Here is a 21170-nt window from a genome sequence, read left to right as displayed (position 1 = left end):
ATTCAAACTTATTAAGAAAAAAGATAAAATTTGGCATTGATAAGATAATATAGATGTAGAATCGATGTTACAAAATAGAATAGTGATTAGAAAGTGGGTCACAATACTCAAAACAATTTAAAATTACCACCGTTATCAATTAATCAAAACAGTTTATTTAATCACAACAATAATGTATTTAATAAAATTTCAAATTAAACTAACCGCACTAATCCTGGCTTTCGGGTTATGTTTTATCTTAAAAACGGTTCATGCTCAAGATCCAATTAAACATAAAATTGATGTGAATAACAAAGCCTATAAAGCCTTGTATGTAATTAATACTGCTGATGAAAAGCACATTGCAGGGACACTAAGAAATATGAATAATGCGTTAGACGACCCAAGACTTAAGGATAATGTAACGATGGAACTGATTGCTTTTGGAGCCGGAGTTGCCGTTTACAATAAAACAGGAATTTTTGAAAACCAACTGAAAAAATTGAGAGATAAAGGTGTTCATTTGTTACAATGTGAAAATACGTTGAAAGAAAGAAAAATTTCAAAATCTACGTTGTTCGATTTTATTGAGTTTGTACCTAGTGGCAACGGACAGATTATAATTAGATCTTCGGAAGGCTGGGCAATTGTTCATCCATAATAATTAATGATTATTTTAGGCCCGAACCTATATTTACAAAACCCTAATGGAAAACGATTCTCAATTATTGCCTAAAAAAACAAATGCAACCGATCATTTGGCCAATGAACGCACCTTTTTGGCATGGATTAGGACCAGTATCGGCATTATGGGCTTCGGTTTTGTGGTGGTGAAGTTTTCTCTTTTTATTAAACAAATTGCGCTTGCACTTGGCACAAAAGCAAATGTCCATCAAACCGGAAATTCACAAAAAATAGGAATTATGTTGGTTTGCTTAGGCGCATTAACCATTCTTTTTTCATTTTTGCGATACAATAAAACAAAAAATCAACTCGATCAAGGCGTATATTACAACTCTACAGTTTTTATAAAAATAATCACGCTACTTATTTTTATGATGAGTGTATTTTTATTAATTTATTTGATAGGAACAACTTAGCAAATTGCGCAGGGTTATTTGCTCATTTTTTTAATTGAGATGTGTCCATCGATTTCGAAAAATTGATTTTCCAAGTTTGAATCGTTAAGCAATAATTTAATATCTTCTCTTGTTTTTTTAAGTGCCAAAATTTTCAATTCTATCGCTTTTTCGTCTCCTGGCATACCTAAAGCAATTCTCGACAGCTGTTGATTGTGAAAAAGTATTTTAGTATTGTAGAAACTTAAAACCAAAGATTTTGCATCATTTACGCTAAAATCTCCATGAATTAAGGTGAAGTTGTTGATATTTTCCATTTTTTAAATAGTTGATAAATTTGTTGTAAAACGATGCAGCCACAACGCCAATCAAACCGTTATCTTAATGTTCAAATTTGCATCACTTAATTCATATATTTTCATTTATATTTGATATAGAAACCATAAATTATTTTTATGAATTACACTTTACATCAGCTCCATATTTTTGTTAAAATTACCCAAACTAAAAGCATTACTAAAGCCTCTGAAGAGTTGCACTTAACGCAACCAGCAGTTTCCATTCAGCTAAAAAACTTTCAAGATCAATTTGAAATTCCACTTACAGAAGTAATTGGCAGACAGCTATATGTAACTGATTTTGGACGAGAAATTGCTATCGCTGCCGAAAAAATACTTGCAGAAGTACACGCCATAAATTATAAAACACAAGCTTACAAAGGGCAATTGAGTGGCAAATTAAAATTATCTGTAGTTTCTACCGGAAAATATGTTATTCCATATTTTCTGTCGGATTTTTTGAAGAAACACCAATCCATTGAGCTTATATTGGATGTAACGAACAAAACTAAGGTTATAGAAAGTATGGAAAAAAACGAGGTAGATTTCGCTTTTGTATCTGTTTTACCAGAAAAACTACAAGTTGAAGGCATTGAACTTATGCCAAACAAACTTTACCTTATTGGAAGCGAAAAAATTGACAACAATCTGAATGAGAGTCCAAATTCAATTTTAGAAGAATTGCCCATCATTTATCGCGAAGAAGGCTCAGGAACGCGTTACACTATGGAAAAATTTATTTCGCTGCATCAACTAAATGTGAAGAAGAAAATGGAGCTTACATCAAACGAAGCCGTTAAGCAGGCCGTTGTAGCTGGTTTAGGTTATTCAATTATGCCTCTTATCGGTATAAAAAACGAATTACTAAACGGAGAACTTGTTATAATACCCGTAAAAGGCTTCCCTTTAAGTTCTATTTGGAACCTTATTTGGTTAAAGAATAAAGGTTTCTCGCCTGTAGCAACAGCGTTTTTAGCACATGTAAAACAAGAAAAAACAAAAATTATTAATGAGAAATTCGGTTGGTACTTAGATTATATAGCAAAGTGATTGTTTTTCCGCCACATCCTATTTTGATGCCCGTTGTAATCGATCATTTATGGTTTTGCCCATGCCTACATTCGGAAATTCTTCTGCAAGAATAAAATCTAAACCCAAACTATCTAACCTATGCATTGCAGCGTATAAATTTTTAGCAGCTTCCGCCAAATCTCCTTGATCAGAAAGCACCTCTTGATGTTCGCAATTAATATGATCCATTTTTTTGCTAAACAACAATAGCCCTATTTTTTTACCTTTGAAAGAAATTGCTAATTCGGTTAACTTATCGGTCAAAAAAGTTTTTGTTTTTGGGGCATAATGTTTAGATAGCATTCCTGAAGCTTGTGGCGCTACTTCTTCATTGTTATGCACTTTTAGTTTGCCGCAAATTTTTTCAATATCTTCTGCCGAAACGCTTCCATAGCGATAAAGAATTGGCTCTTCGCCATCGAAGCCTACAATTGTCGATTCTAACCCACGTTCACATTCTCCTCCATCTAAAATAAATGGCGCATCAAAACCAAATGAGTTTGCAACATGCGCTGCACTGGTCGGGCTAATTCCTCCAAACCTATTGGCGCTGGGTGCTGCTAGAGGAAAATCTAGCTGATTTAAAACCTCAAGGGCAACTGCATGGTTTGGCATCCTAACGGCTACAGTTTCATTGCCTGCTGTAACTATATGTGGAATATTTGGGTGTTTTTTTAAAACTAAAGTTAAAGGTCCAGGCCAAAAAGCTTCCATCAGTGCATACGCTTTTTTTGGTATTTCCAAAGCAACGTTATCTAAATCGATAATTGAACCAATATGTACGATTAAAGGATTATTATGCGGACGCTTTTTAAGCGCAAATATTTTAGAAACAGCAACTTCCGAAAATGCGTTTCCGGCTAAACCATAAACAGTTTCTGTTGGAATAGCAATAATTCCATCGCTATTTAAAATTTCTATTCCTTTAGATAATTCTACTTTATTTGTGTTCAATTTTATTTAATTTTTAACTTTAACAAACTTTGACTATTGTAAACTACGGATTACAAAAATCGCAAAATTGTGGATCTTCCACCTCATTTCCGTTAGGAAAATATTCTAAATGTTTATGCGCGCATTTTTCACATTCATATTGATGAGCCAATATACTTTTAGTGGGCAAACCACAATTGCTACATTTCAATCCGCCGATTGCTTTTTTAACATCGTAACCGGGTAAATTGCAACTAGGGCATTGTTTTGCAATGGTTTTAAGCAATTTATAAGTCAGTTTTTCTATTACTTCCATTCTGGATGGATTGAACATTGCCCGCATATCGGTTTCCAAAAATACTTCTCCGTAGGTTGCCAAAAAGCTTTTACAGTGCTTTTCCAAATCAATCCACTTTGTAATTCCTTTCACCAAATCAGCATTTTCACGCGCAGCTTTTCTTACAATTAAGCCATGGGAAGGGAATTTTGCATTGGTGGCAAATTCTACAATACTTTCCCAATTGTTAAATGTATCTCCAGCAAAATTTGTTTCTGTACTCAACAACCTTGTTTTAATAACAATGTCGTTTTCTAAATCCAACAGAACCATAAATTCATCATCGGCTGGCATAAAAAACATAGCTGGGTGTTGCCCAAAAGAGCCTTCGCTGGCTACGGCTAAAGTACAACCTGTAAGTTTACAAGCATCAATACATTTAATTTTAGCTGCTTCCAACGGCTTTAAACTACGTTCAATTTCACCTGAAAAAGTGCCGTAAATATCTGTATTAAAATTCTTCGGCACAATAACTTCTACACCTAAGCCTTGTTTTAAAATGGGCGCAATTACTTGCTCCTTACCGTGCATTGTTGCAACAACCAACTTGCGCCCATTAAATAGCTCCAAAAAATTTTTATACATTATTGGTCGATTAAACAGCTGTTGCCAAATTCTCGCTGTAATCTTCTGTTAACACCCAATTTTTATTTTCATATTTTTGCAGTCTATTGTTCGATAATGGATCCATCACCATTAAGTAAATCCACTTGTTATCTAATAAACCTCTTAAATTGCTATTCTTGTTTAATATTTCATCAATTCTATCCAACGGAGATTGAATAACAACCGACAACCTAAGCGGTTGGTGAAACATTTCTTCATCTTGCATATTTACAGATTGGAGCGGTAATCCCATTTTAATATCGCCACCATTGCCTTGAAAAACGCCAAATTTACCGGCCACATTATGCGATATTTTAGAACCTCCACCAAACTTGTTGTTGTTTACCGTAGAGAAGTAATAGTGGTTATTAATCCACTGCGTTACCACCATTGGCCCCTGCATAATACCTTCTAAAAATTTCCCGCCTTCATCCAATTCCCAGTTATAAGAATGTAGAAAACATCTATTTCCTAAGTCCATATCTTTGGTAAGGCTACGTGGCGCAACAATAAAACCTGCATTTTTAGCTAAGCCCCACTCTGGTCTGGTTTCTGCCCAGTTACCCGATTTTTTAACGGCCGTTTCTAAACCATTTTCTAAGCCTAAACGCTCGCTAATTGCCGAATGTTGCACGGCTAATAAATCTGTTTTTAACAACTCAATATGTAATTTATGACTTGCCGGACTTTGCGCATCGAACAAGGTAACTTCATCTGTTGTGGTGTTGTGCTCAGCACCAATAAAATGTGTTTCAGCAGGAATGTTAATGTTAAATTTCGTTTTCAATGCAACCCTTACTTCGGGTAAGTTGGCCAGTTTTGCCAGCATCCTTGCGTTGTGTCTGCCCGGACTAGCTGCACAAGCGCCACAATCTAAGCTAGAACCAAATGGATTATTTGCAGAGTGGCTACCATGACCAGCGAAAACAACTAATGGCGCAAATTTATTCCAGCCTAAAAGGTCGAAAGCTGATTTTACAATCCCCACTTTTTCATCAATTGCGATAGATTCTTGTTCGCTTTTAGGTTTGTTATGATAGTCGATATGCGTTTCACATATATTTTCCATTCCTTCATTGCTGACCAATTTATCGCTTAATTTAGACGACATTAACGTTCTCCAAACCATTGAGATGCCGTAAAAAAGGCCTGTACCTTCTACATATCCAAATGCAGATGGCAACATATTTTTTAAACGTTGTGAAAGGAAAGAGAAAAATTTTGCATCTGCATTTTTTTGTTGAAGCTTTTGTAGCGATGCAGATTGACCTTTAATTGCATTTTCAGAAATTTTATAGGCTGATGGTACAATTGGTGGACAAGATTTTCTGACAATACCCGTTTTTAGATCTTGATAATCGGCGGCGAGGCCAAAAAAGCCAGCATATCCAAAAGTTTCGTAATTCCCTTTTTGCTCTATGTGTCTTCTTAGCAATTCGGATCTTGTATCAATACAGAAAACCAATTGAGCAGTTGTTAATTTTTCATCAGCAGTTTTAATGGCAATATTTTTTAAGTTTTTAGCTAAATCGGCACTTAATTTACCTTGATAACTTTTTTCCCAAGCTTCTAACCAAATGTATTTCAGATTTTCAACCTCTAAATTTTGATCAATTTTAAGCTTTGCAGAAAAAATATCGGCATCAATTTGCTTTGCAATAAATAAACGAACTGCTAAATACTCTTCTAACGATATCGGGTATTTTTGTTGCCAAACTGTGTTTTCTGCTACACGATATTTTATGTAGCCTGTCCATCCTGGTAAAGCAGCCAAATGAAACTTAAATATGTCCAAATGATCTTGATCCTTATATTTTTCAAGCACTGAATCAAGCGCATCTTTTGCTGTTTTAGGGATTTGATTTATAGATGCTAATCCAATTTCCTTATCGTATAAAGCTAACTTTCTCCACGCGTTAAAAAAACCATCCTGTTTATTTGGCATTTCCCACTCTGCCATTCCTTCATCTAAAAAAACACCCAACCATTTAGATAAAATTCTATCTAGCTTTTGATTTTTATTTTTTGAAGGCTTAACAACTTCCACATCCATTTTTTGCAAATAGAATGCTGGTTCTTCCTTGTAATTCGCTAACAATAATAAATCTTTCAAAATGTTTTGGTCTATCTCACCATTATCCCAAGCTTGGCGAAACATATAAGTTTGTGGCAAAGCCGAAAATCCTAAATGGTTTTTCGCTTCTAATAAAGCTTCCTGAAAAGATAGATGTTCGTATCCAGACAAAGGGTTGGAGGTAACAAAACCATAAAGAGGCCAAGTTTTTCCAATGATTGAGGATGCTTCCTCAATTTTGCTTACAAAATCTTGAGTGATCATATTTAGTTATTATTATAAGTTAGCACTGTTTTTTTATTTGGTTGAGAATCATTTAAAAGCTTAACATAAACCCAAGACACTTTGCGGTAAATGCCCAGTTTCATGATAAAAAAGCCGATTAGGAAAATTACTCCGAAAAGAATTTGGATAAAAGAAAGTGGCGATGCGGTATGTACCATTGGCATATCGCTCATTACTTTAGTTACAGCATTGTACATCAAGGCGTAGCAACCAATCCCTACAAAAAATAGTATTGCGGGCAGAAAGATTTTTTGAACGCTAGATAGTGCGCTTTCTTTAACAATATTATATGTTGCTTGCCCTACTGTTATGGCTACAATTAGTGTTAAAAAAATACTGCTATTCAACTCGAAACCTTTGCCAGTTAGCACTACAAATAACCAAGCACCTAAAACTCCGGCAACGATAACCGATACCAGTTGTAAAGGTTTTATTCTTAGCGATAACGAATCTTTAGGTGCAGATGCTTCTACACTTTCGCCAGACGATAAGAAAAGATATGCTTTATAAAAACCATGTAGAATTAAATGAACCACCGCTGCGTTAAAAAAGCCTAAGCCGCATTGCATAATCATAAAACCCATTTGGGCGATGGTAGAACAAGCCAATTTTTGCTTTACCCCTACTTGAAGCAACTTTGTAAACTGTGCAATTATTGCCGTTATACCACCTAAAATGAACAATAAATTAAGCGTGCCGGTTGCATAAAACAGTGTAGCAAATATGGTTAACAAAATACCAGCGCCGTTAACAAAACCTGCGTGCATTAAAGCAGATGCAGGTGTTGGCGCCGTCATAGCAGAAAGTAACCAACGGTGAAAAGGATAAATTGCCGATTGAATAATACCTGCTACAAAAATGCAGAGTGCTGCTATTAAAAGTACCGGAAAGGACATATTTTGAAGCGCTGGCAAAATACCACTTATGCGATAATTGTTACTTGAGTATGCTAAAGCCAACACCCCAATAGCTAAAAGCAACGAACTTGCCGTAAAATATTTTTGCGCAAATTTAGCTGCTTGCTTCGCTTCGGCCCATTCTTTATCTATGCCAATTAAACTAGAGATAAAAAAGCCCATCACAAACCACGAAAGAATGAATGGCAAAACATGGTCGCTGGCTACAAAAACCATTACCGAGAATATAAAACCTAAAGTTAAAATGCTAAATCGCTCTGCATACCTAAACCCTGTTAGGTATTTTTTGCTGAAACTGCTAATTATTGCACCAAAAAAGGTTACAACAGTCCAAATTAAAAGTGTAAAACCGTTAATATGGAAGTAATTTAAATCAACTTTTTCTGCATGATTGTAATCAATTACTAAAAAAATAAAATTGACCAGAAATAATAACCATAATGTAATATTGATTATTTTGCTTAAATAACCTAACGAATTTTGCTTTGATGGCAAGGCATTTGTTAACGGGTGTGCTGTGGGTTTCATGAGTTTATTATTTTAAATTTTAGATATTTTTATCGACGTGCAAACTTGAAGAAATTGAATCATATATTTTTATTTATATATTAAATGTTATCTATAAATTATTTTTATGTATCGGATTGATAAATTAGGGTTGTATTACTGGTTATGACACAATATGAAGCGAACATTAAAAGATAAATTGAAGAATTGTATTGGCGCTAGTGATATGGCTATTGAGGAAGTATTGGCATGCTTTAAACCCGTTAAAACCAAAAGAAACCAAATCATTATCGATTTTGAAGAAACTTGCAAATACTATTATTTTATCGAAAAAGGTTCGCTACGCTTATACACATTAAATGTTGAAGGCAAAGAATCATCAAGATACTTTGGTTTCGAAGGGAATTTTTGCACTGCACTACCTAGCTTTATAGATCAGCAACCTGCAATGGAATACCTGCAATCTTTAGAAAAATGTGATTTACTTGCCATTAGCAGAGCCGATTTTTTTAAAATGGTGGATAAACATGGCTTTTTTGCCCGGATTTATTTGGAAATTTTAGAACTGGGTTTTATTACGGCACAGAAAAGGATTTACGGTTTTCAGGGGTTTGATGCGATGGAGAAAGTTAAGTGGGTAATCAACAATCAACCTAAATTGTTATTGAGAATTTCGAACAAAATGGCAGCATCTTATTTAGGTATTTCTCCATCTACATTAAGCAGAATTAAAGCAAAATTGTGATAACGCTGCCCTATGTCAACGTTTTGAAACTTTACACCCATTACCTTTGTTAAAAAAAAAACATGAAACTAAAATATAACTTACTGTGTTTGGTATTTCTTCCATTTCTGTCTTATGGAAACATCAATTCAACAGACTATAACGAAAAACTTAATTTAAAGGCAGATACTTTCCTTGTAAAAAAGGAACAACTTACGCTTAAAGCTGCCTTAAAACTTGCAGATTTGGCAATTGAAAAAGCTAAATCGATGGAAAAATTGGTTAGCGTAGCCGTTTTAGACGCAAACGGACAAACAATTGTTTTGCTAAGAAGCGATGGGGTTGGTGTGCATAATACGGAGGCATCTCGCAGAAAGGCATTTACAGCATCCTCTACAAAAACAGCAACTTTAATATTGGGTAGAAATGCAAAAGCGAATCCAGATACGCAAAACTTGGCCAACTTACCCGAATTACTACTATTGGGCGGTGGCGTACCAATTTACCATAATCAAACTGTAATTGGCGCAATAGGTGTGTCTGGTGGTGGTGGCGCAGAAAACGATGATCTTATCGCCCGATCAGCATTTATTACCGAAGCAGGAATTACCACAAAATAATCAAAATTAAAAAATACCATCATGAAAAAAATAATTTTAAGTCTTTTAGTAACACTTGCAGCATTTACCACTTATGCGCAAACCCCAAAGTATTTATTATCTAGCCATATCCTCGATATTTCTACGGGTTTACCTGCACCTGGCGTAAATGTTAAATTAGAAAAACTAGATAAAACCAGTAATTTATGGACAATGATCGACGAAAAGAAAACAGATAAAAATGGAAGAATTCCAGACTTTTTAGAAGAAAATAAATCGGAAAAAGGAATTTATAAGTTGACTTTTTTAGTTGCTGATTACTTTAAATCCAAAAAAACAGAAAGCTTTTATCCTTTTATAGAAGTTGTTTTCGAAATTAAAAATGAAAAACATTACCATGTGCCAATCACTTTATCGCCGTTTGGGTACAGTACATACAGGGGAAATTAGTTTTCTCGATCAATCAAAACAAAACAGAAAGTCGGCAATTTGCCGACTTTCTGCGTTTTAACAAACATTACTTTAAGATGAATTTCTGCAATTCTTATTATTAGTATATTTTATACATTTATATACTTTTTTAATACAAAATAATACTAAAAAAATATATGATTCAGGAACCTCCTATTTTCGAGAAAAAATTGAGAATTGAAGATTTTGCTACACCCTTAAAAAGTAGCGCATTCGATATTGATGATGAAACAAAGATTTCATTAATTACAGATCATTTTACTAGCATTTTAAATATTTTAGGTTTAGATCTTACTGGCGATAGTTTGAAAGGCACGCCAAAAAGAATTGCAAAAATGTATGTTACGGAAATTTTCAGCGGGTTAAACCCCAATAATAAACCAGAACCTACGCTTTTCGAAAATCAGTACCAATACAATGAAATGTTGGTTGAAAAAAATATTGCCGTTTTTAGCAATTGCGAGCATCATTTTGTGCCAATTACTGGCAAGGCACACGTTGCGTATATCAGTAATGGAACGGTGATTGGCTTATCAAAATTAAATAGAATTGTGCAATATTACTCGCAGAGGCCACAAGTACAAGAAAGATTAACCATTCAAATTTGCGAAGAAATTAAAGAAGTAATGGGCACAGAAGATGTTGCGGTTATGATTGACGCAAATCATCACTGTGTATCATCGAGAGGCATTAGAGATGCAAATAGTTCGACCATAACCACTGCTTTTGGCGGTAAGTTTTTGAATATGGAAACCAAAAATGAATTTTTAAGATACGTTGGAATATGAGTTTCGTAGATAAGAATATCTTGATAATTGGTGCAAGTTCTGGTATTGGAGCTGAACTGACTACACTATTGACAAGTGAAAATGCCAATATTTATGCAGCATCTAGAAATGCGGGCTTGGATTGGCCGTCAACTGTGCGATATCAGCCATTGGACGTAATGGAAAATACAGACGAATTGGCTTCATTTCTTCCCGATGAATTGCATGGTTTAGTGTATTCGGTTGGGAATATCAACCTAAAGCCTTTTGCAAGAATTACCGCAGAAGAAATGGCTGAAGATTTTAAACTTAACGTAATTGGCGCTGCAATGGTAATTCAAAAAGCGCTAAAAGCGCTCAAAAACGCAGGCGGAGCATCCATTGTCTTAATCAGTTCTGTAGCTGCAAAAACCGGAATGGGTTTTCACGCCAGTACCGCAGCCGCCAAAAGTGCGCTGGAAGGGTTTGCAGTTTCATTAGCAGCAGAGTTGGCAAGTAGTAAAATTCGCGTAAATGTAGTTGCGCCATCGTTAACAGAAACGCCTTTGGCAGAAAAGTTTTTAAATACTCCAGAAAAAAAGGAAGCTGCAGCGAAAAGACATCCAATTGGAAGATTTGGAACACCTGCAGATGTAAGCAATGCAATTTCGTTCCTCCTATCGGATGAAAGCAGTTGGATTACTGGTCAAGTGATTGGCGTTGATGGCGGAATGAGTACTTTAAGAACTAATATGTAATGATGAACATTTCGGATAAGGAATTAGGCGAAATGGAAAAAGGTTATCGTGCAACGATGATCAATTCTTTGCCTGGTTTTAAGTGCTTGCAATTGGTGGGCACCATGAGCGAAAATGGCCATAGCAATTTAGGAATATTTAATTCTATATTTCATTTAGGTGCATCGCCTGCATTATTGGGCATGATTTTTAGGCCAGACTCAGCACATCATGATACCTTAAAAAACATTGAGCGAACAGGGCTTTACACCTTTAATAATGTAACCGAAAGTTTTTATCAAAAAGCCCACCAAACAAGTGCTCGTTACCCAAGTGGCTGTTCAGAATTTGTAGAATGTGGCTTAACGGAGTTTTTTATCCCCGAGTTTGAAGTGCCTTTTGTAGCAGAATCTACAGTTAAAATTGTCCTAAAACTTTGCGAAGTTATTCCAATAAAGGCGAACAACACTACTATGGTTATAGGTGAAATTGCCCACATTTTATTGAGTGAAAATTTAATTGGCAACGATGGATATATTGATCATCAAAAAGCCAAAACCGTTACCGTTGCCGGCTTAGATGCTTATTTTAATGCAGATTTGGTGGCACGGCTGCATTATGCCAAACCAAATTTGGAGCCCTCCATTATGGAAAAATTTAAAAGATAGGCATGAAACCCAACGATTTAGACGTAATCATTATTGGTGCAGGAATAGCAGGTTTAACGGCAACAAAAATTCTTAAAAAAGCGGGAAAAAAAATTCTGCTCATCGAAGCCTCTGACGATGTTGGCGGACGTGTAAGAACAGATTATAAAGATGGATTTATTTTAGATAGAGGTTTCCAAGTATTGCTAACGGCTTATCCAGAAGCAAAAGAACTGTTGGATTATAAAAAACTAGATTTAAAACGCTTTAAACCGGGCGCTTTAATTTTAAATAAAAATTCCATTTATAAAATCGGCGATCCGCTGAGAGAGCCGAAACTTCTATTTACTACACTATTTTCTCCTGTTGGAAGTTTAAAAGACAAATTTCTACTGCTTTTTTTGAAGGTGAAGTTATCGCTAACATCCATAGATCAGATTTTTCTAAAAAAGGAAATTGAGACAATAACCTACCTCAAAAATTTTGGTTTTAGCGAAAATTTTATTGCGCAATTTTTTACTCCGTTTTTTACAGGTATATTTCTAGAGCGCAAATTGCAAACCTCTAGTCGAATGTTTGAATTTCTTTTTAAAATGTTTGGAGAAGGAGACGCTGCAGTACCTGTTTATGGCATGGGGATGATTAGCAAACAATTGGGCGAAAACTTAACAAAAGACGAATTACTCCTCAACACGCGTGTTACCAAAATAGAAGGTACATCAGTGCTGACTGATTTAGGAGAGACTTTTGACGCAAAAACGATTTTAATCGCCACGGATGCTGTAAATATTCCTCAACCTCATCAATTAACGGCCTCGGTTACCAAAAGCAAAAGTGCGTTAACTTTGTATTTTAGTGTTGAAAAAAGGCAGGAAAATACAGATAGAATCGCACTTAACGCAAATGCGGATCAAATTATTAATAACATCGCTTTTTTGGATGATATTGCACCAAATTATTCACCGATTGGTAAATCCTTAATTTCTGTTTCCATTAAAGATGGCACTATCGACGCACAAATTGATTTGGAAACAACTGTTCGAAATGAACTTGCACAATGGTTTCCTGAATCAAAAGATTGGAAGTTGATCGCAAAATATAACATACCTTATGCACTCCCAAATAATCAATCAGTAGTTAACAGCATAAACGTTGATAAAATGAAAATTGCTGACCATTGTTTTATTTGTGGCGATCATTCGCTTAATGGATCAATTAATGCAGCAATGAAAAGCGGAAAATCTGTAGCAGAAGAGATTCTTAAATCACTATAAATCAAATTTTCTAAAACACGCTATACATTTAACAATAGGTAAATTTTCATACCCTACGTATTTATATAAATTTCAGGTAAGTGTTTCGTAACTAAAATCTTATAACTATTTAAAACTAAATTTTGTACTTTGCGTGTTCAAACACGCAAATAATATGAAGTTTAAGAAATATTTAATCTTATCGGTATTTATCTGTTTAGTGGTAGGCACTAAAACATTTGCTCAAAAAAATCTGAGCACCGTTTCTTTAGGTGGCTTTAAATATGGCGATGAGAAATCTCCAACCGGCAAAGAGTGGGAATCTCCTCAAGATTTATCGCTCAACAAAGAGGTTCCGCACGCTTACTTCTTTTCTTTTAGCAGTACCGATCAAGCTAGAAAAGTATTGCCAACCAGTAGTGATTATTATAAATCGCTTGATGGCACTTGGAAATTTAATTGGGTAAAAACACCTGATGAACGGCCGAAAGATTTTTACAATCCAACTTTTGATGTTTCCAAATGGGATGATGTTCCGGTGCCAATGAGTTGGAATATTTTAGGCATTCAAAAAGATGGATCGCTAAAATATGGGGTTCCAATTTATGTAAACCAAAGAGTTATTTTTCAGCATACCGTAAAGGTGGGCGATTGGAAAGGTGGCGTAATGCGTACCCCACCAAAGGATTGGACAACCTATATTTACAGAAACGAAGTAGGTTCATTTCGCAAATCGTTCGAGGTTCCATCAAATTGGGATGGGCGAGACGTGTTTTTAAATTTCGATGGTGTGGACTCATTTTTTTATTTATGGGTTAATGGAAAATATGTTGGTTTTTCTAAAAACTCGAGAAACTTAGCGGCATTCAACATCTCTAAATACTTAAATAAAAACAGTAAAAACGAAATTGCAGTAGAAGTTTACAGAAACTCCGATGGTTCGTTTTTAGAGGCTCAGGATATGTTTAGACTACCTGGGATTTTTAGGTCTGTTTATTTAACATCAAAACCGAAAGTGAGCATCAGAAACATCATTGCAATACCTGATTTAGATGCAACATATAAAAACGGTTCACTAAACATCAACGCAGAGATTTTAAATACGAGCGGTAAACAAGTTAAAGGCTATAAAGTAAGTTATTCACTATTCGAAAATAAATTATTTAGCGATGAGAATTCTCCAGTTGAGAGCACTTCTAGCTCAGGTATCGTAAACGTTAGTGCAAATACGGCATCTACAGCAACTGCAAAGGTATCGATAAATAATCCGAAAAAATGGTCGGCAGAGATGCCATACATGTACACTTTAGTTGCTACGTTAAAAGACAATAAGGGTAAAACCGTCGAAATCATTTCTACACCAGTTGGCTTTAGAAAAGTAGAAATAAAAGACACAAAGGCTGCTGATGATGAGTTTGGATTGGCTGGAAGATATTATTACATTAATGGAAAAACTGTAAAACTAAAAGGCGTAAACAGACACGAAACTAATCCAACTACAGGGAAAGTGGTATCGCACACGCAAATGGAAGCAGAGATTAATTTAATGAAACGTGCCAACATCAATCACGTTAGAACTTCTCACTACTCTAACGACCCTTATTGGTATTATTTATGCGATAAATATGGTATTTATTTGGAGGATGAAGCCAATATCGAAAGTCATGAATACTATTATGGCGATGAGTCACTCTCTCACGTACCAGAATTTAAAGATGCGCACGTAGCCAGAAATTTAGAAATGGTTTATGCACACATTAACCATCCTTCTATTGTAATATGGTCGTTAGGTAATGAAGCCGGCCCAGGAAAAAACTTTGTGGCCGCTTACGACGCTATTAAAAAAGTAGATCTTTCTCGCCCTGTACAATATGAAAGAAATAACGATATTGTTGATATGGGTTCCAATCAATATCCATCAATCGGCTGGATTAATGATGCAGTTAAGGGAATTCCCGGATTAAAATATCCTTTTCATGTTTCAGAATATGCACATTCTATGGGTAATGCCTCAGGAAATTTAATAGACTATTGGAAAGCTATCGAATCTACAAATTTCTTTATGGGCGGTGCAATTTGGGATTGGATCGACCAGGCAATGTATTCGTACGATAAAACCACTGGCGAAAAATATTTAGCTTACGGTGGCGATTTTGGCGACAAACCCAACGACGGTATGTTTGTGATGAATGGCTTAATTTTCGCCGATCTTACACCAAAACCTCAATATTATGAAGTTAAAAAAGTGTATCAAAATGTTGGCGTAAAATGGGCAGACAGCGCTAACAGGAAAATAGAAATTTTCAATAAAAACTATTTTTCTTCGCTATCTAATTACGACATAAAATGGACACTTTTTGAAAACGGAAAAGCCGTACAGCGTATTAGTGGCAATATCAGCGCATCAAACGATGTAGCGCCACGCGAAAGATTTAATTACACGCTACCATTTGATGCTAAGGCACTTAATCCTCAATCAGAGTATTTTGTAAAGATTCAATTTTTATTAAAAGAGGATATGCCTTGGGCTAAAAAAGGTTATTCCCAAATGGAAGAGCAGTTGAAAGTAAAATCAGCATCAAACAAACCTGCTATTGCATCGGTTGCGCAAGGCGATAAAGCAACACTGACGAAAGATGGCGATTTTAGTGCTATTAAGGGCGATGGCTATGAAGCCAAATTCGACAATAAAACAGGAAGTTTATATGCGCTTAAATATGGCGAAAACATAATTATTAGAGATGGTGAAGGACCAAAACTTGATGCACTGCGTGCACCTGTTGATAATGATAACTGGGCATACCAACAATGGTTCCTAAACGGACTTCATAATTTAAAACACAAGGTAACCTCAACAACTAATTATACCAAACCCGATGGAACAGTCGTATTATCGTTCACTGTGGTATCGCAAGCACCTAATGGCGCAACCATCAGCGGTGGTTCATCTGGGCATTACGTTATAGAGGAGAAGAAAGATAAGCCATTTGGCACTGATGACTTCAAATTTACAACCAATCAAATTTGGTCTATTTATAAAGATGGGTCGATTGAACTTTCTGCGAGCATATCCTCCAATAATCCACGGTTAGCATTGGCGCATATAGGCTACAAAATGGAACTACCGGCGGCGTACGATAATTACAGCTACTATGGAAGAGGACCGATAAACAACTATGCAGATCGTAAAACGGCGCAAAATATAGAAGTATATACAAGCAAAGTGGCAAATATGTTCGAACCTTGGCCAAAACCGCAAAGTACGGGCAACAGAGAAGAAGTACGTTGGTGTTCACTTACCAATGCAAGTGGAAACGGCGTTGCATTTATTGCTAAAAATGATTTTGCCGCCTCTGCATTACCTTGGGATGAATTGGCACTTACTTTGGCACCGCATCCGTATCAATTGCCAAAAAGTACGGGTACACATTTATATTTGAATGCAGCTGTTACTGGTTTAGGTGGAAATAGCTGTGGGCAAGGTCCTCCATTAGAAAAAGATAGGGTTAGAGCAACCACATATTCTTTAGGTTTTATTATTAGGCCAATTCTAAATAACGATCTAACTAATAAGGTAAATGTTAGTACTTCGGGAGATGCACCTATCGCAATAACTCAAAATGAAAGTGGAACCGTAAACATCAGCAGTGAAAATGCCGATGCCAAAATTTATTATACAGTCGGCTTAAGTAAAACACAAGAATATTTGAAACCTTTTTTATTAAAAGACGGTGGTATTGTTACTGCTTGGTACGCAAATAACAAAAAGTTAAAGTTTAACAATAGCTTTAACAAAATAACAACCATTCCATTAAAAGTTGTTTTTGCTTCTAGCGAAGAAACCGATGAGGGTGAAGCTACGAATTTGCTAGATCACGATTTAACAACATTTTGGCATACCATGTACTCAGTAACAGTGGCTAAATATCCACATTTTATAGATTTTGATGCTGGCGAAATAAAAACCATCGCTGGGTTTAGCTATACGCCTCGCCAAGATAGCAACAATGGAAACATAAAAGGCTATAAGTTGCAAGTGAGTATGGATGGAAAAACTTGGGGCGAAAGTATCGCATCAGGAAATTTTGAAGACAATGCTAAAGCCAAAACTGTAAAACTAACAACACCTGTAAAGGCAAGATTTGTAAGATTTACAGCATTGAGTTCGCAAAATGGAAGAGATTTTGCAACCGGCGCTGAGTTTAGTTTGCTTTCTAATTAACTGTATTTGCCATTAAATATTTTAAACCTGCTGTGCGCCTAAAAAGTTCAGCAGGTTTTTTATCTCAGACTATTTAAAAACATTATTTACAGAGGTACCAATGCCTTTACCAACCTAATTTTGATAATTTAATTTTTTATTTGTGCGTTTTAACCTATCTGCCGATAGGCAGGCACGCTTTACGTTTTATCTTTTTTTGAAGAAAAAAAGGATGCCACTGCAATCGTTAACACCAGCTATTTTTTAAAAACATTGATAGAATACCAATTTGAGACAGCTAATTATCTAAACGAGGATATAAGCCAGTAAACACAAATTAAATATCGACCCTCTTTCTCTTAAAAAAACCAATAATAATAGCTAAAGCTAAAATACCTGCAACAAGATAACAGAGATAAACAAAAGCAATTGGTGCACGCTCCTGCGTGTTGGAAACTCCAATAGCTATTAACGCCCAAATTCCCACCATTCCAAACTCCTTTATATTTTTGCAAGAAATCATCAATATGTTTATCAAACCTGCTATAAGCACCATTACAATCGCCCAATCTATCTTTGAAATGCCAAAACCTGCCCAGTTAATTTTGGTTAGGTAAGCAGATACGCAAGCAACCAAAGCGACAGAAATCCATCCTAGATAAATTGCAAAAGGTAAATACACGAACACATAATGCTTTAAACTTGCTGTTTGAACACTAATATTAGTAACGATTTTAACTAACGCAACGAGCATTACCAACATAATCAATACCGATAAACCTGTATAATCATACAGCCAAGCCACAACCCAAAGCGAGTTTCCTAAACAAGAAAGCACGAACCACCATCCTATTTTGCTTAGCGTTTCATCGGCAGTTTTATTAAACAAAACACGCCCCGTATAAACTACGAAACAAATTAATAGTAGGTAAATTAATCCCCAGATAGAAAAAGCGTAACCAGCAGGCGTAAAATAATTAAAGTATTTATCCGAAACCGTTTTCATGGTATTGCCATTAAAAACCCCCGTGTTAGAAAGATAATTAATTACAATTGTGGCAATTAAGGCTAACAAATTACAAATAGCAAAGATCTTTTTCATAATAATGATTTAATTGTTTCTAAAATTCGATAAGACAAACCAAACACCTAAAAAAGGAATTCAAGTTGCATTTTGTTTTAAAAATAGCCCCTAAATATATTCGGCCTTAAAATTCAAATATCACGCCAAACGAAGGAATAAGATTACCCGATTTCGTATTCAAAATAAAGGGTATTCCATTTGATCCATTTGTTTGCAGAGGCATGCCATCGGTTGTTAAAAAGCCCGAATTATCATCCGTTCTTTTAAAGGTATATTTAGGCATATTTTCATTCTCATTTTTTAATATGTTTTGTAAATCTACATAAAAATTTAAGGCAGTTTTTCTAAAATTTATGCGTTTATCAACACGAAAATCTAACTGACTAAACGGTGCTAAGCGCTCGCTATTTAATCTGCCATAATCGGCTACGCCTGTTCCAATTGTCACGTAATTTTGTTGCGAAAGCTGTAAATCGAACGGTGTGTAAGGCGAACCACCTGAGTAACGGTATTTCAAGCCCAAATCCCAGTTTCGCTTTAACTTGTAACCCAACGTAAGCGATAATAAATTTCTATTATCCCATGAGGAAGATATTAGCTGTTGATTTAAGCCTGAGAATTTACTTACGACGAAAGAGTAACTTGCTACGTAGAAAAAATTCTTAATCAACTTTTGTTGTACAAATAATTCAAAACCGTAGGTTTCTCCATTTCCTGTACTAACTACTTGCTCGCTACCAACTGAGGCATATTCTGCACCTTGATTGGCCAAAGATGTTCCGTTAGCCAAAGAAACTGGATAATTATTGTACCTTTTGTAATAGGTTTCGAAAGTAAATCTCAAATCATTTCTCGGCAAAAATTGCGTGCCCAAAACATAATGGGTAGATTGAATATATTCGGTGTTTTTGTTCACTGCAACACCCGCATTATTCAAATAGCCTAAAATTGTGTAGGGTGGAATTTTAAAATAGGTGCCAACCGAAGCACTAATATCCCATTTTGGATTAATGTGATAAGCTAGCGATACACGAGGGGAAAGTGTTTTAAACGGGTTATCACCAGAATTTGTAAAAGTATTCAAATCAGTACGGATGCCAGCTGAAAGCAACAATTTCTCATTAAAAAGATTTTTTGATGCCTGAAGAAATGCCCCATATTTCCAGAAACTTTGATCGTTATTAAAACTGATCTCTTTTAGAGGCGCAACCACATTGCCCATTCCATCTTTCACTTCAGCAGAAATTTTGTTGTAAAATTCGGCTTTATAATCAACAAGTTGAGCCATTACGCCGGTAGATAATTTCCAGCCGTTTACAAATTTGTTAATATCAAACCTAAACTTATTCTCTATCTCTTGCGATTGAACTTTTAGTGTTCTTTTACTTTCGTCTTGGTTGTCATCCTCAAACTTATTTAAACTGTTATCAAACACATTTCTACTTAATGTAAAGTTGTAAAAACCGTTTTCAATTTGGTGGTTTAAATTAAAACCTACGGTATAATTCCATTGGTTTATGTAAGGCGTTGAGCGTAAAACATACGTATTTTCTAGCGTCGATTTTTTTGTTGGCGCAAAGCTAAAACGATCTATTGCGCCTAAACCAATTGCAGTAAGTTTCGTTTTTGCATTAAATTTATGGGTAATTTTATATTGAAAATCGTCGAAATCTGGTCTTATTGGCAAATCGATCAACTTAAACAAAAAGCTTAGATATGATTTTCTGGCAGATGCCAAGAAAGTGGTATTTTTTGATATTGGACCTTCTAAAGTTAATGCAGTTTCTGTAAAACTTACACGAGCATTACCCGCAATTCGATCGGGGTTGCCTTCTCGTTGCTTAATTACAAATGTAGATGCTAACGGATTATCGTACCGGGCATCGAAAGCGGATGAACTTAATTTTAAACTCTCGATAAAAGATACGTTGAGTATTCCTTGTGCACCGCCAGAGCTTCCTTGAGTTTGAAAATGGTTAAGCACGGGAATTTCTATACCATCTAAATAATAAACGTTTTCATTCGGTGCGCCACCTCTAATAATAATATCATTGCGCTCTCCTACCCCATTACTTACCCCAACACCAGGCAAAGTTTGTACTACTTTCGATACATCAAAATTACCACCCGGACTCCTTTTTATTTCTTCCGTAGTAAGTTGTTGAACAGATAAGGGTGTAACCATATCGGTAGCGATTGCAGATTTACCTTTACTAAAGCTTACACTAACATCGTTCAGCGTTGTGGATTCGGTACTCAGCTCGAAATTTACAATTTGTGGACTACCACTGCCCACCACAATATTATATTTAATTTGTGTTGAATACCCAATATAGCCCGCAGAGACTTTGTAGGTACCAACAGGAACGGTTAGTTTAAATCGGCCAGAACTATCGCTTAAAGCCGTAGCCGATATTCCATTTAACGAAATAGTAGCGCCAGAGATAACTTCCGAGGTATTTATATTTTGTACCGTGCCGGTAATTACACCAGTTTGTTGAGCAATTGCAAAATTGCAAATCAATAAAAATGCAAAAATTAGAGGGTAGCGAATTTTCAAGTGAATTAAATTTAGAGGATAA

General features: G+C 35.5%; 18 protein-coding genes. 11 read left to right on the top strand and 7 right to left on the bottom strand.

The features are described 5' to 3' along the window. Window positions 1-172: 172 nt before the first annotated feature. Together EZJ43_RS09400 and EZJ43_RS09395 are read left to right on the top strand one after the other, a co-directional pair. Window positions 173-640 (top strand): DsrE family protein, encoded by a 468-nt coding sequence (locus EZJ43_RS09400; protein WP_133262455.1) that lies wholly within the window; start codon window positions 173-175, stop codon window positions 638-640. Between the two features lie 46 nt (window positions 641-686). Beyond that, a complete protein-coding gene (locus EZJ43_RS09395; RefSeq protein ID WP_133262454.1) occupies window positions 687-1079 on the top strand; it encodes a YidH family protein in 393 nt (130 codons plus the stop codon). A gap of 14 nt (window positions 1080-1093) precedes the next feature. Here EZJ43_RS09395 and EZJ43_RS09390 read toward each other — a convergent pair whose 3' ends face one another. Beyond that, window positions 1094-1375 (bottom strand): hypothetical protein, encoded by a 282-nt coding sequence (locus EZJ43_RS09390; RefSeq protein ID WP_133262453.1) that lies wholly within the window; start codon window positions 1373-1375, stop codon window positions 1094-1096. A 138-nt stretch (window positions 1376-1513) separates the two neighbouring features. Between EZJ43_RS09390 and EZJ43_RS09385 the strand changes: the two genes are divergently transcribed. Next, window positions 1514-2446: a LysR family transcriptional regulator gene (locus tag EZJ43_RS09385; RefSeq protein WP_133262452.1), complete on the top strand. Its 933-nt coding sequence runs from the start codon at window positions 1514-1516 to the stop codon at window positions 2444-2446. Between the two features lie 18 nt (window positions 2447-2464). On the opposite strand, the gene EZJ43_RS09380 is transcribed toward EZJ43_RS09385, so the two are convergent. The 4 genes from EZJ43_RS09380 to EZJ43_RS09365 are packed head-to-tail and all read right to left on the bottom strand — an operon-like array spanning window position 2465 to window position 8147. Beyond that, entirely contained in the window at window positions 2465-3421 is a 957-nt protein-coding gene (locus EZJ43_RS09380; RefSeq protein WP_133262451.1) for an L-threonylcarbamoyladenylate synthase, read from the bottom strand. Window positions 3422-3464: 43 nt separating this feature from the next. Continuing rightward, window positions 3465-4322, bottom strand: a complete 858-nt coding sequence (locus EZJ43_RS09375; protein WP_133262450.1) for a DUF6671 family protein — start codon at window positions 4320-4322, stop codon at window positions 3465-3467. Window positions 4323-4332: 10 nt separating this feature from the next. Next, window positions 4333-6681 carry a DUF2309 domain-containing protein gene (locus EZJ43_RS09370; protein ID WP_133262449.1) on the bottom strand — a complete coding sequence of 783 codons (2349 nt, stop codon included), beginning with the start codon at window positions 6679-6681 and terminating at the stop codon, window positions 4333-4335. A gap of 2 nt (window positions 6682-6683) precedes the next feature. After that, window positions 6684-8147: a proton-conducting transporter transmembrane domain-containing protein gene (locus tag EZJ43_RS09365; protein ID WP_133262448.1), complete on the bottom strand. Its 1464-nt coding sequence runs from the start codon at window positions 8145-8147 to the stop codon at window positions 6684-6686. Between the two features lie 154 nt (window positions 8148-8301). On the opposite strand from EZJ43_RS09365, the gene EZJ43_RS09360 reads away from it, so the two are divergent. The 8 genes from EZJ43_RS09360 (at window position 8302) to EZJ43_RS09325 (ending at window position 17525) form a co-directional block, all read left to right on the top strand. Then, window positions 8302-8871: a Crp/Fnr family transcriptional regulator gene (locus EZJ43_RS09360; RefSeq protein ID WP_133262447.1), complete on the top strand. Its 570-nt coding sequence runs from the start codon at window positions 8302-8304 to the stop codon at window positions 8869-8871. A gap of 62 nt (window positions 8872-8933) precedes the next feature. Next, window positions 8934-9470, top strand: a complete 537-nt coding sequence (locus EZJ43_RS09355) for a heme-binding protein (protein WP_133262446.1) — start codon at window positions 8934-8936, stop codon at window positions 9468-9470. 21 nt (window positions 9471-9491) lie between these two features. After that, window positions 9492-9899, top strand: coding sequence for a hydroxyisourate hydrolase (uraH, locus tag EZJ43_RS09350; RefSeq protein ID WP_133262445.1), 408 nt, complete (start codon window positions 9492-9494; stop codon window positions 9897-9899). Window positions 9900-10057: 158 nt separating this feature from the next. Next, window positions 10058-10708 carry a GTP cyclohydrolase I FolE gene (gene folE / locus EZJ43_RS09345; RefSeq protein WP_133262444.1) on the top strand — a complete coding sequence of 217 codons (651 nt, stop codon included), beginning with the start codon at window positions 10058-10060 and terminating at the stop codon, window positions 10706-10708. Further along, entirely contained in the window at window positions 10705-11424 is a 720-nt protein-coding gene (locus EZJ43_RS09340) for an SDR family NAD(P)-dependent oxidoreductase (protein WP_133262443.1), read from the top strand. Before folE ends, EZJ43_RS09340 begins: the two co-directional genes overlap by 4 nt. Continuing rightward, complete coding sequence (locus tag EZJ43_RS09335; RefSeq protein ID WP_133262442.1) at window positions 11424-12071, top strand: flavin reductase family protein; 648 nt, start codon at window positions 11424-11426, stop codon at window positions 12069-12071. The genes EZJ43_RS09340 and EZJ43_RS09335 overlap by 1 nt, the downstream gene beginning before the upstream one ends. Before the next feature lie 2 nt (window positions 12072-12073). Further along, window positions 12074-13324 carry an NAD(P)/FAD-dependent oxidoreductase gene (locus tag EZJ43_RS09330; protein WP_133262441.1) on the top strand — a complete coding sequence of 417 codons (1251 nt, stop codon included), beginning with the start codon at window positions 12074-12076 and terminating at the stop codon, window positions 13322-13324. A gap of 154 nt (window positions 13325-13478) precedes the next feature. Then, window positions 13479-17525: a glycoside hydrolase family 2 TIM barrel-domain containing protein gene (locus EZJ43_RS09325; RefSeq protein ID WP_133262440.1), complete on the top strand. Its 4047-nt coding sequence runs from the start codon at window positions 13479-13481 to the stop codon at window positions 17523-17525. A 316-nt stretch (window positions 17526-17841) separates the two neighbouring features. Here EZJ43_RS09325 and EZJ43_RS09320 read toward each other — a convergent pair whose 3' ends face one another. Then, window positions 17842-18606: a tryptophan-rich sensory protein gene (locus tag EZJ43_RS09320; protein ID WP_133262439.1), complete on the bottom strand. Its 765-nt coding sequence runs from the start codon at window positions 18604-18606 to the stop codon at window positions 17842-17844. Window positions 18607-18712: 106 nt separating this feature from the next. After that, the gene (locus EZJ43_RS09315; RefSeq protein ID WP_133262438.1) at window positions 18713-21148 is read right to left on the bottom strand and encodes a TonB-dependent receptor; all 2436 of its coding nucleotides are present in this window, start codon (window positions 21146-21148) and stop codon (window positions 18713-18715) included. Window positions 21149-21170: the final 22 nt, after the last annotated feature.

The organism is Pedobacter changchengzhani, assembly GCF_004354365.1.
Lineage (GTDB): Bacteria > Bacteroidota > Bacteroidia > Sphingobacteriales > Sphingobacteriaceae > Pedobacter > Pedobacter changchengzhani.
Note: the sequence above shows the minus strand (reverse complement) of the source record. Positions and strands in the feature narration are given on the sequence as shown.

Excerpts from the sequence above, each read along its gene's own strand:
- EZJ43_RS09395 (WP_133262454.1), top strand. The coding sequence starts at position 687 with ATGGAAAACGATTCTCAATTATTGCCTAAAAAAACAAATGCAACCGAT.
- uraH (WP_133262445.1), top strand. The coding sequence starts at position 9,492 with ATGAAAAAAATAATTTTAAGTCTTTTAGTAACACTTGCAGCATTTACC.
- EZJ43_RS09375 (WP_133262450.1), bottom strand. The coding sequence starts at position 4,322 with ATGTATAAAAATTTTTTGGAGCTATTTAATGGGCGCAAGTTGGTTGTT.
- EZJ43_RS09340 (WP_133262443.1), top strand. The coding sequence starts at position 10,705 with ATGAGTTTCGTAGATAAGAATATCTTGATAATTGGTGCAAGTTCTGGT.
- EZJ43_RS09320 (WP_133262439.1), bottom strand. The coding sequence starts at position 18,606 with ATGAAAAAGATCTTTGCTATTTGTAATTTGTTAGCCTTAATTGCCACA.
- EZJ43_RS09390 (WP_133262453.1), bottom strand. The coding sequence starts at position 1,375 with ATGGAAAATATCAACAACTTCACCTTAATTCATGGAGATTTTAGCGTA.
- EZJ43_RS09330 (WP_133262441.1), top strand. The coding sequence starts at position 12,074 with ATGAAACCCAACGATTTAGACGTAATCATTATTGGTGCAGGAATAGCA.
- EZJ43_RS09335 (WP_133262442.1), top strand. The coding sequence starts at position 11,424 with ATGATGAACATTTCGGATAAGGAATTAGGCGAAATGGAAAAAGGTTAT.
- folE (WP_133262444.1), top strand. The coding sequence starts at position 10,058 with ATGATTCAGGAACCTCCTATTTTCGAGAAAAAATTGAGAATTGAAGAT.
- EZJ43_RS09355 (WP_133262446.1), top strand. The coding sequence starts at position 8,934 with ATGAAACTAAAATATAACTTACTGTGTTTGGTATTTCTTCCATTTCTG.
- EZJ43_RS09325 (WP_133262440.1), top strand. The coding sequence starts at position 13,479 with ATGAAGTTTAAGAAATATTTAATCTTATCGGTATTTATCTGTTTAGTG.
- EZJ43_RS09400 (WP_133262455.1), top strand. The coding sequence starts at position 173 with ATGTATTTAATAAAATTTCAAATTAAACTAACCGCACTAATCCTGGCT.
- EZJ43_RS09360 (WP_133262447.1), top strand. The coding sequence starts at position 8,302 with ATGAAGCGAACATTAAAAGATAAATTGAAGAATTGTATTGGCGCTAGT.
- EZJ43_RS09365 (WP_133262448.1), bottom strand. The coding sequence starts at position 8,147 with ATGAAACCCACAGCACACCCGTTAACAAATGCCTTGCCATCAAAGCAA.
- EZJ43_RS09370 (WP_133262449.1), bottom strand. The coding sequence starts at position 6,681 with ATGATCACTCAAGATTTTGTAAGCAAAATTGAGGAAGCATCCTCAATC.
- EZJ43_RS09385 (WP_133262452.1), top strand. The coding sequence starts at position 1,514 with ATGAATTACACTTTACATCAGCTCCATATTTTTGTTAAAATTACCCAA.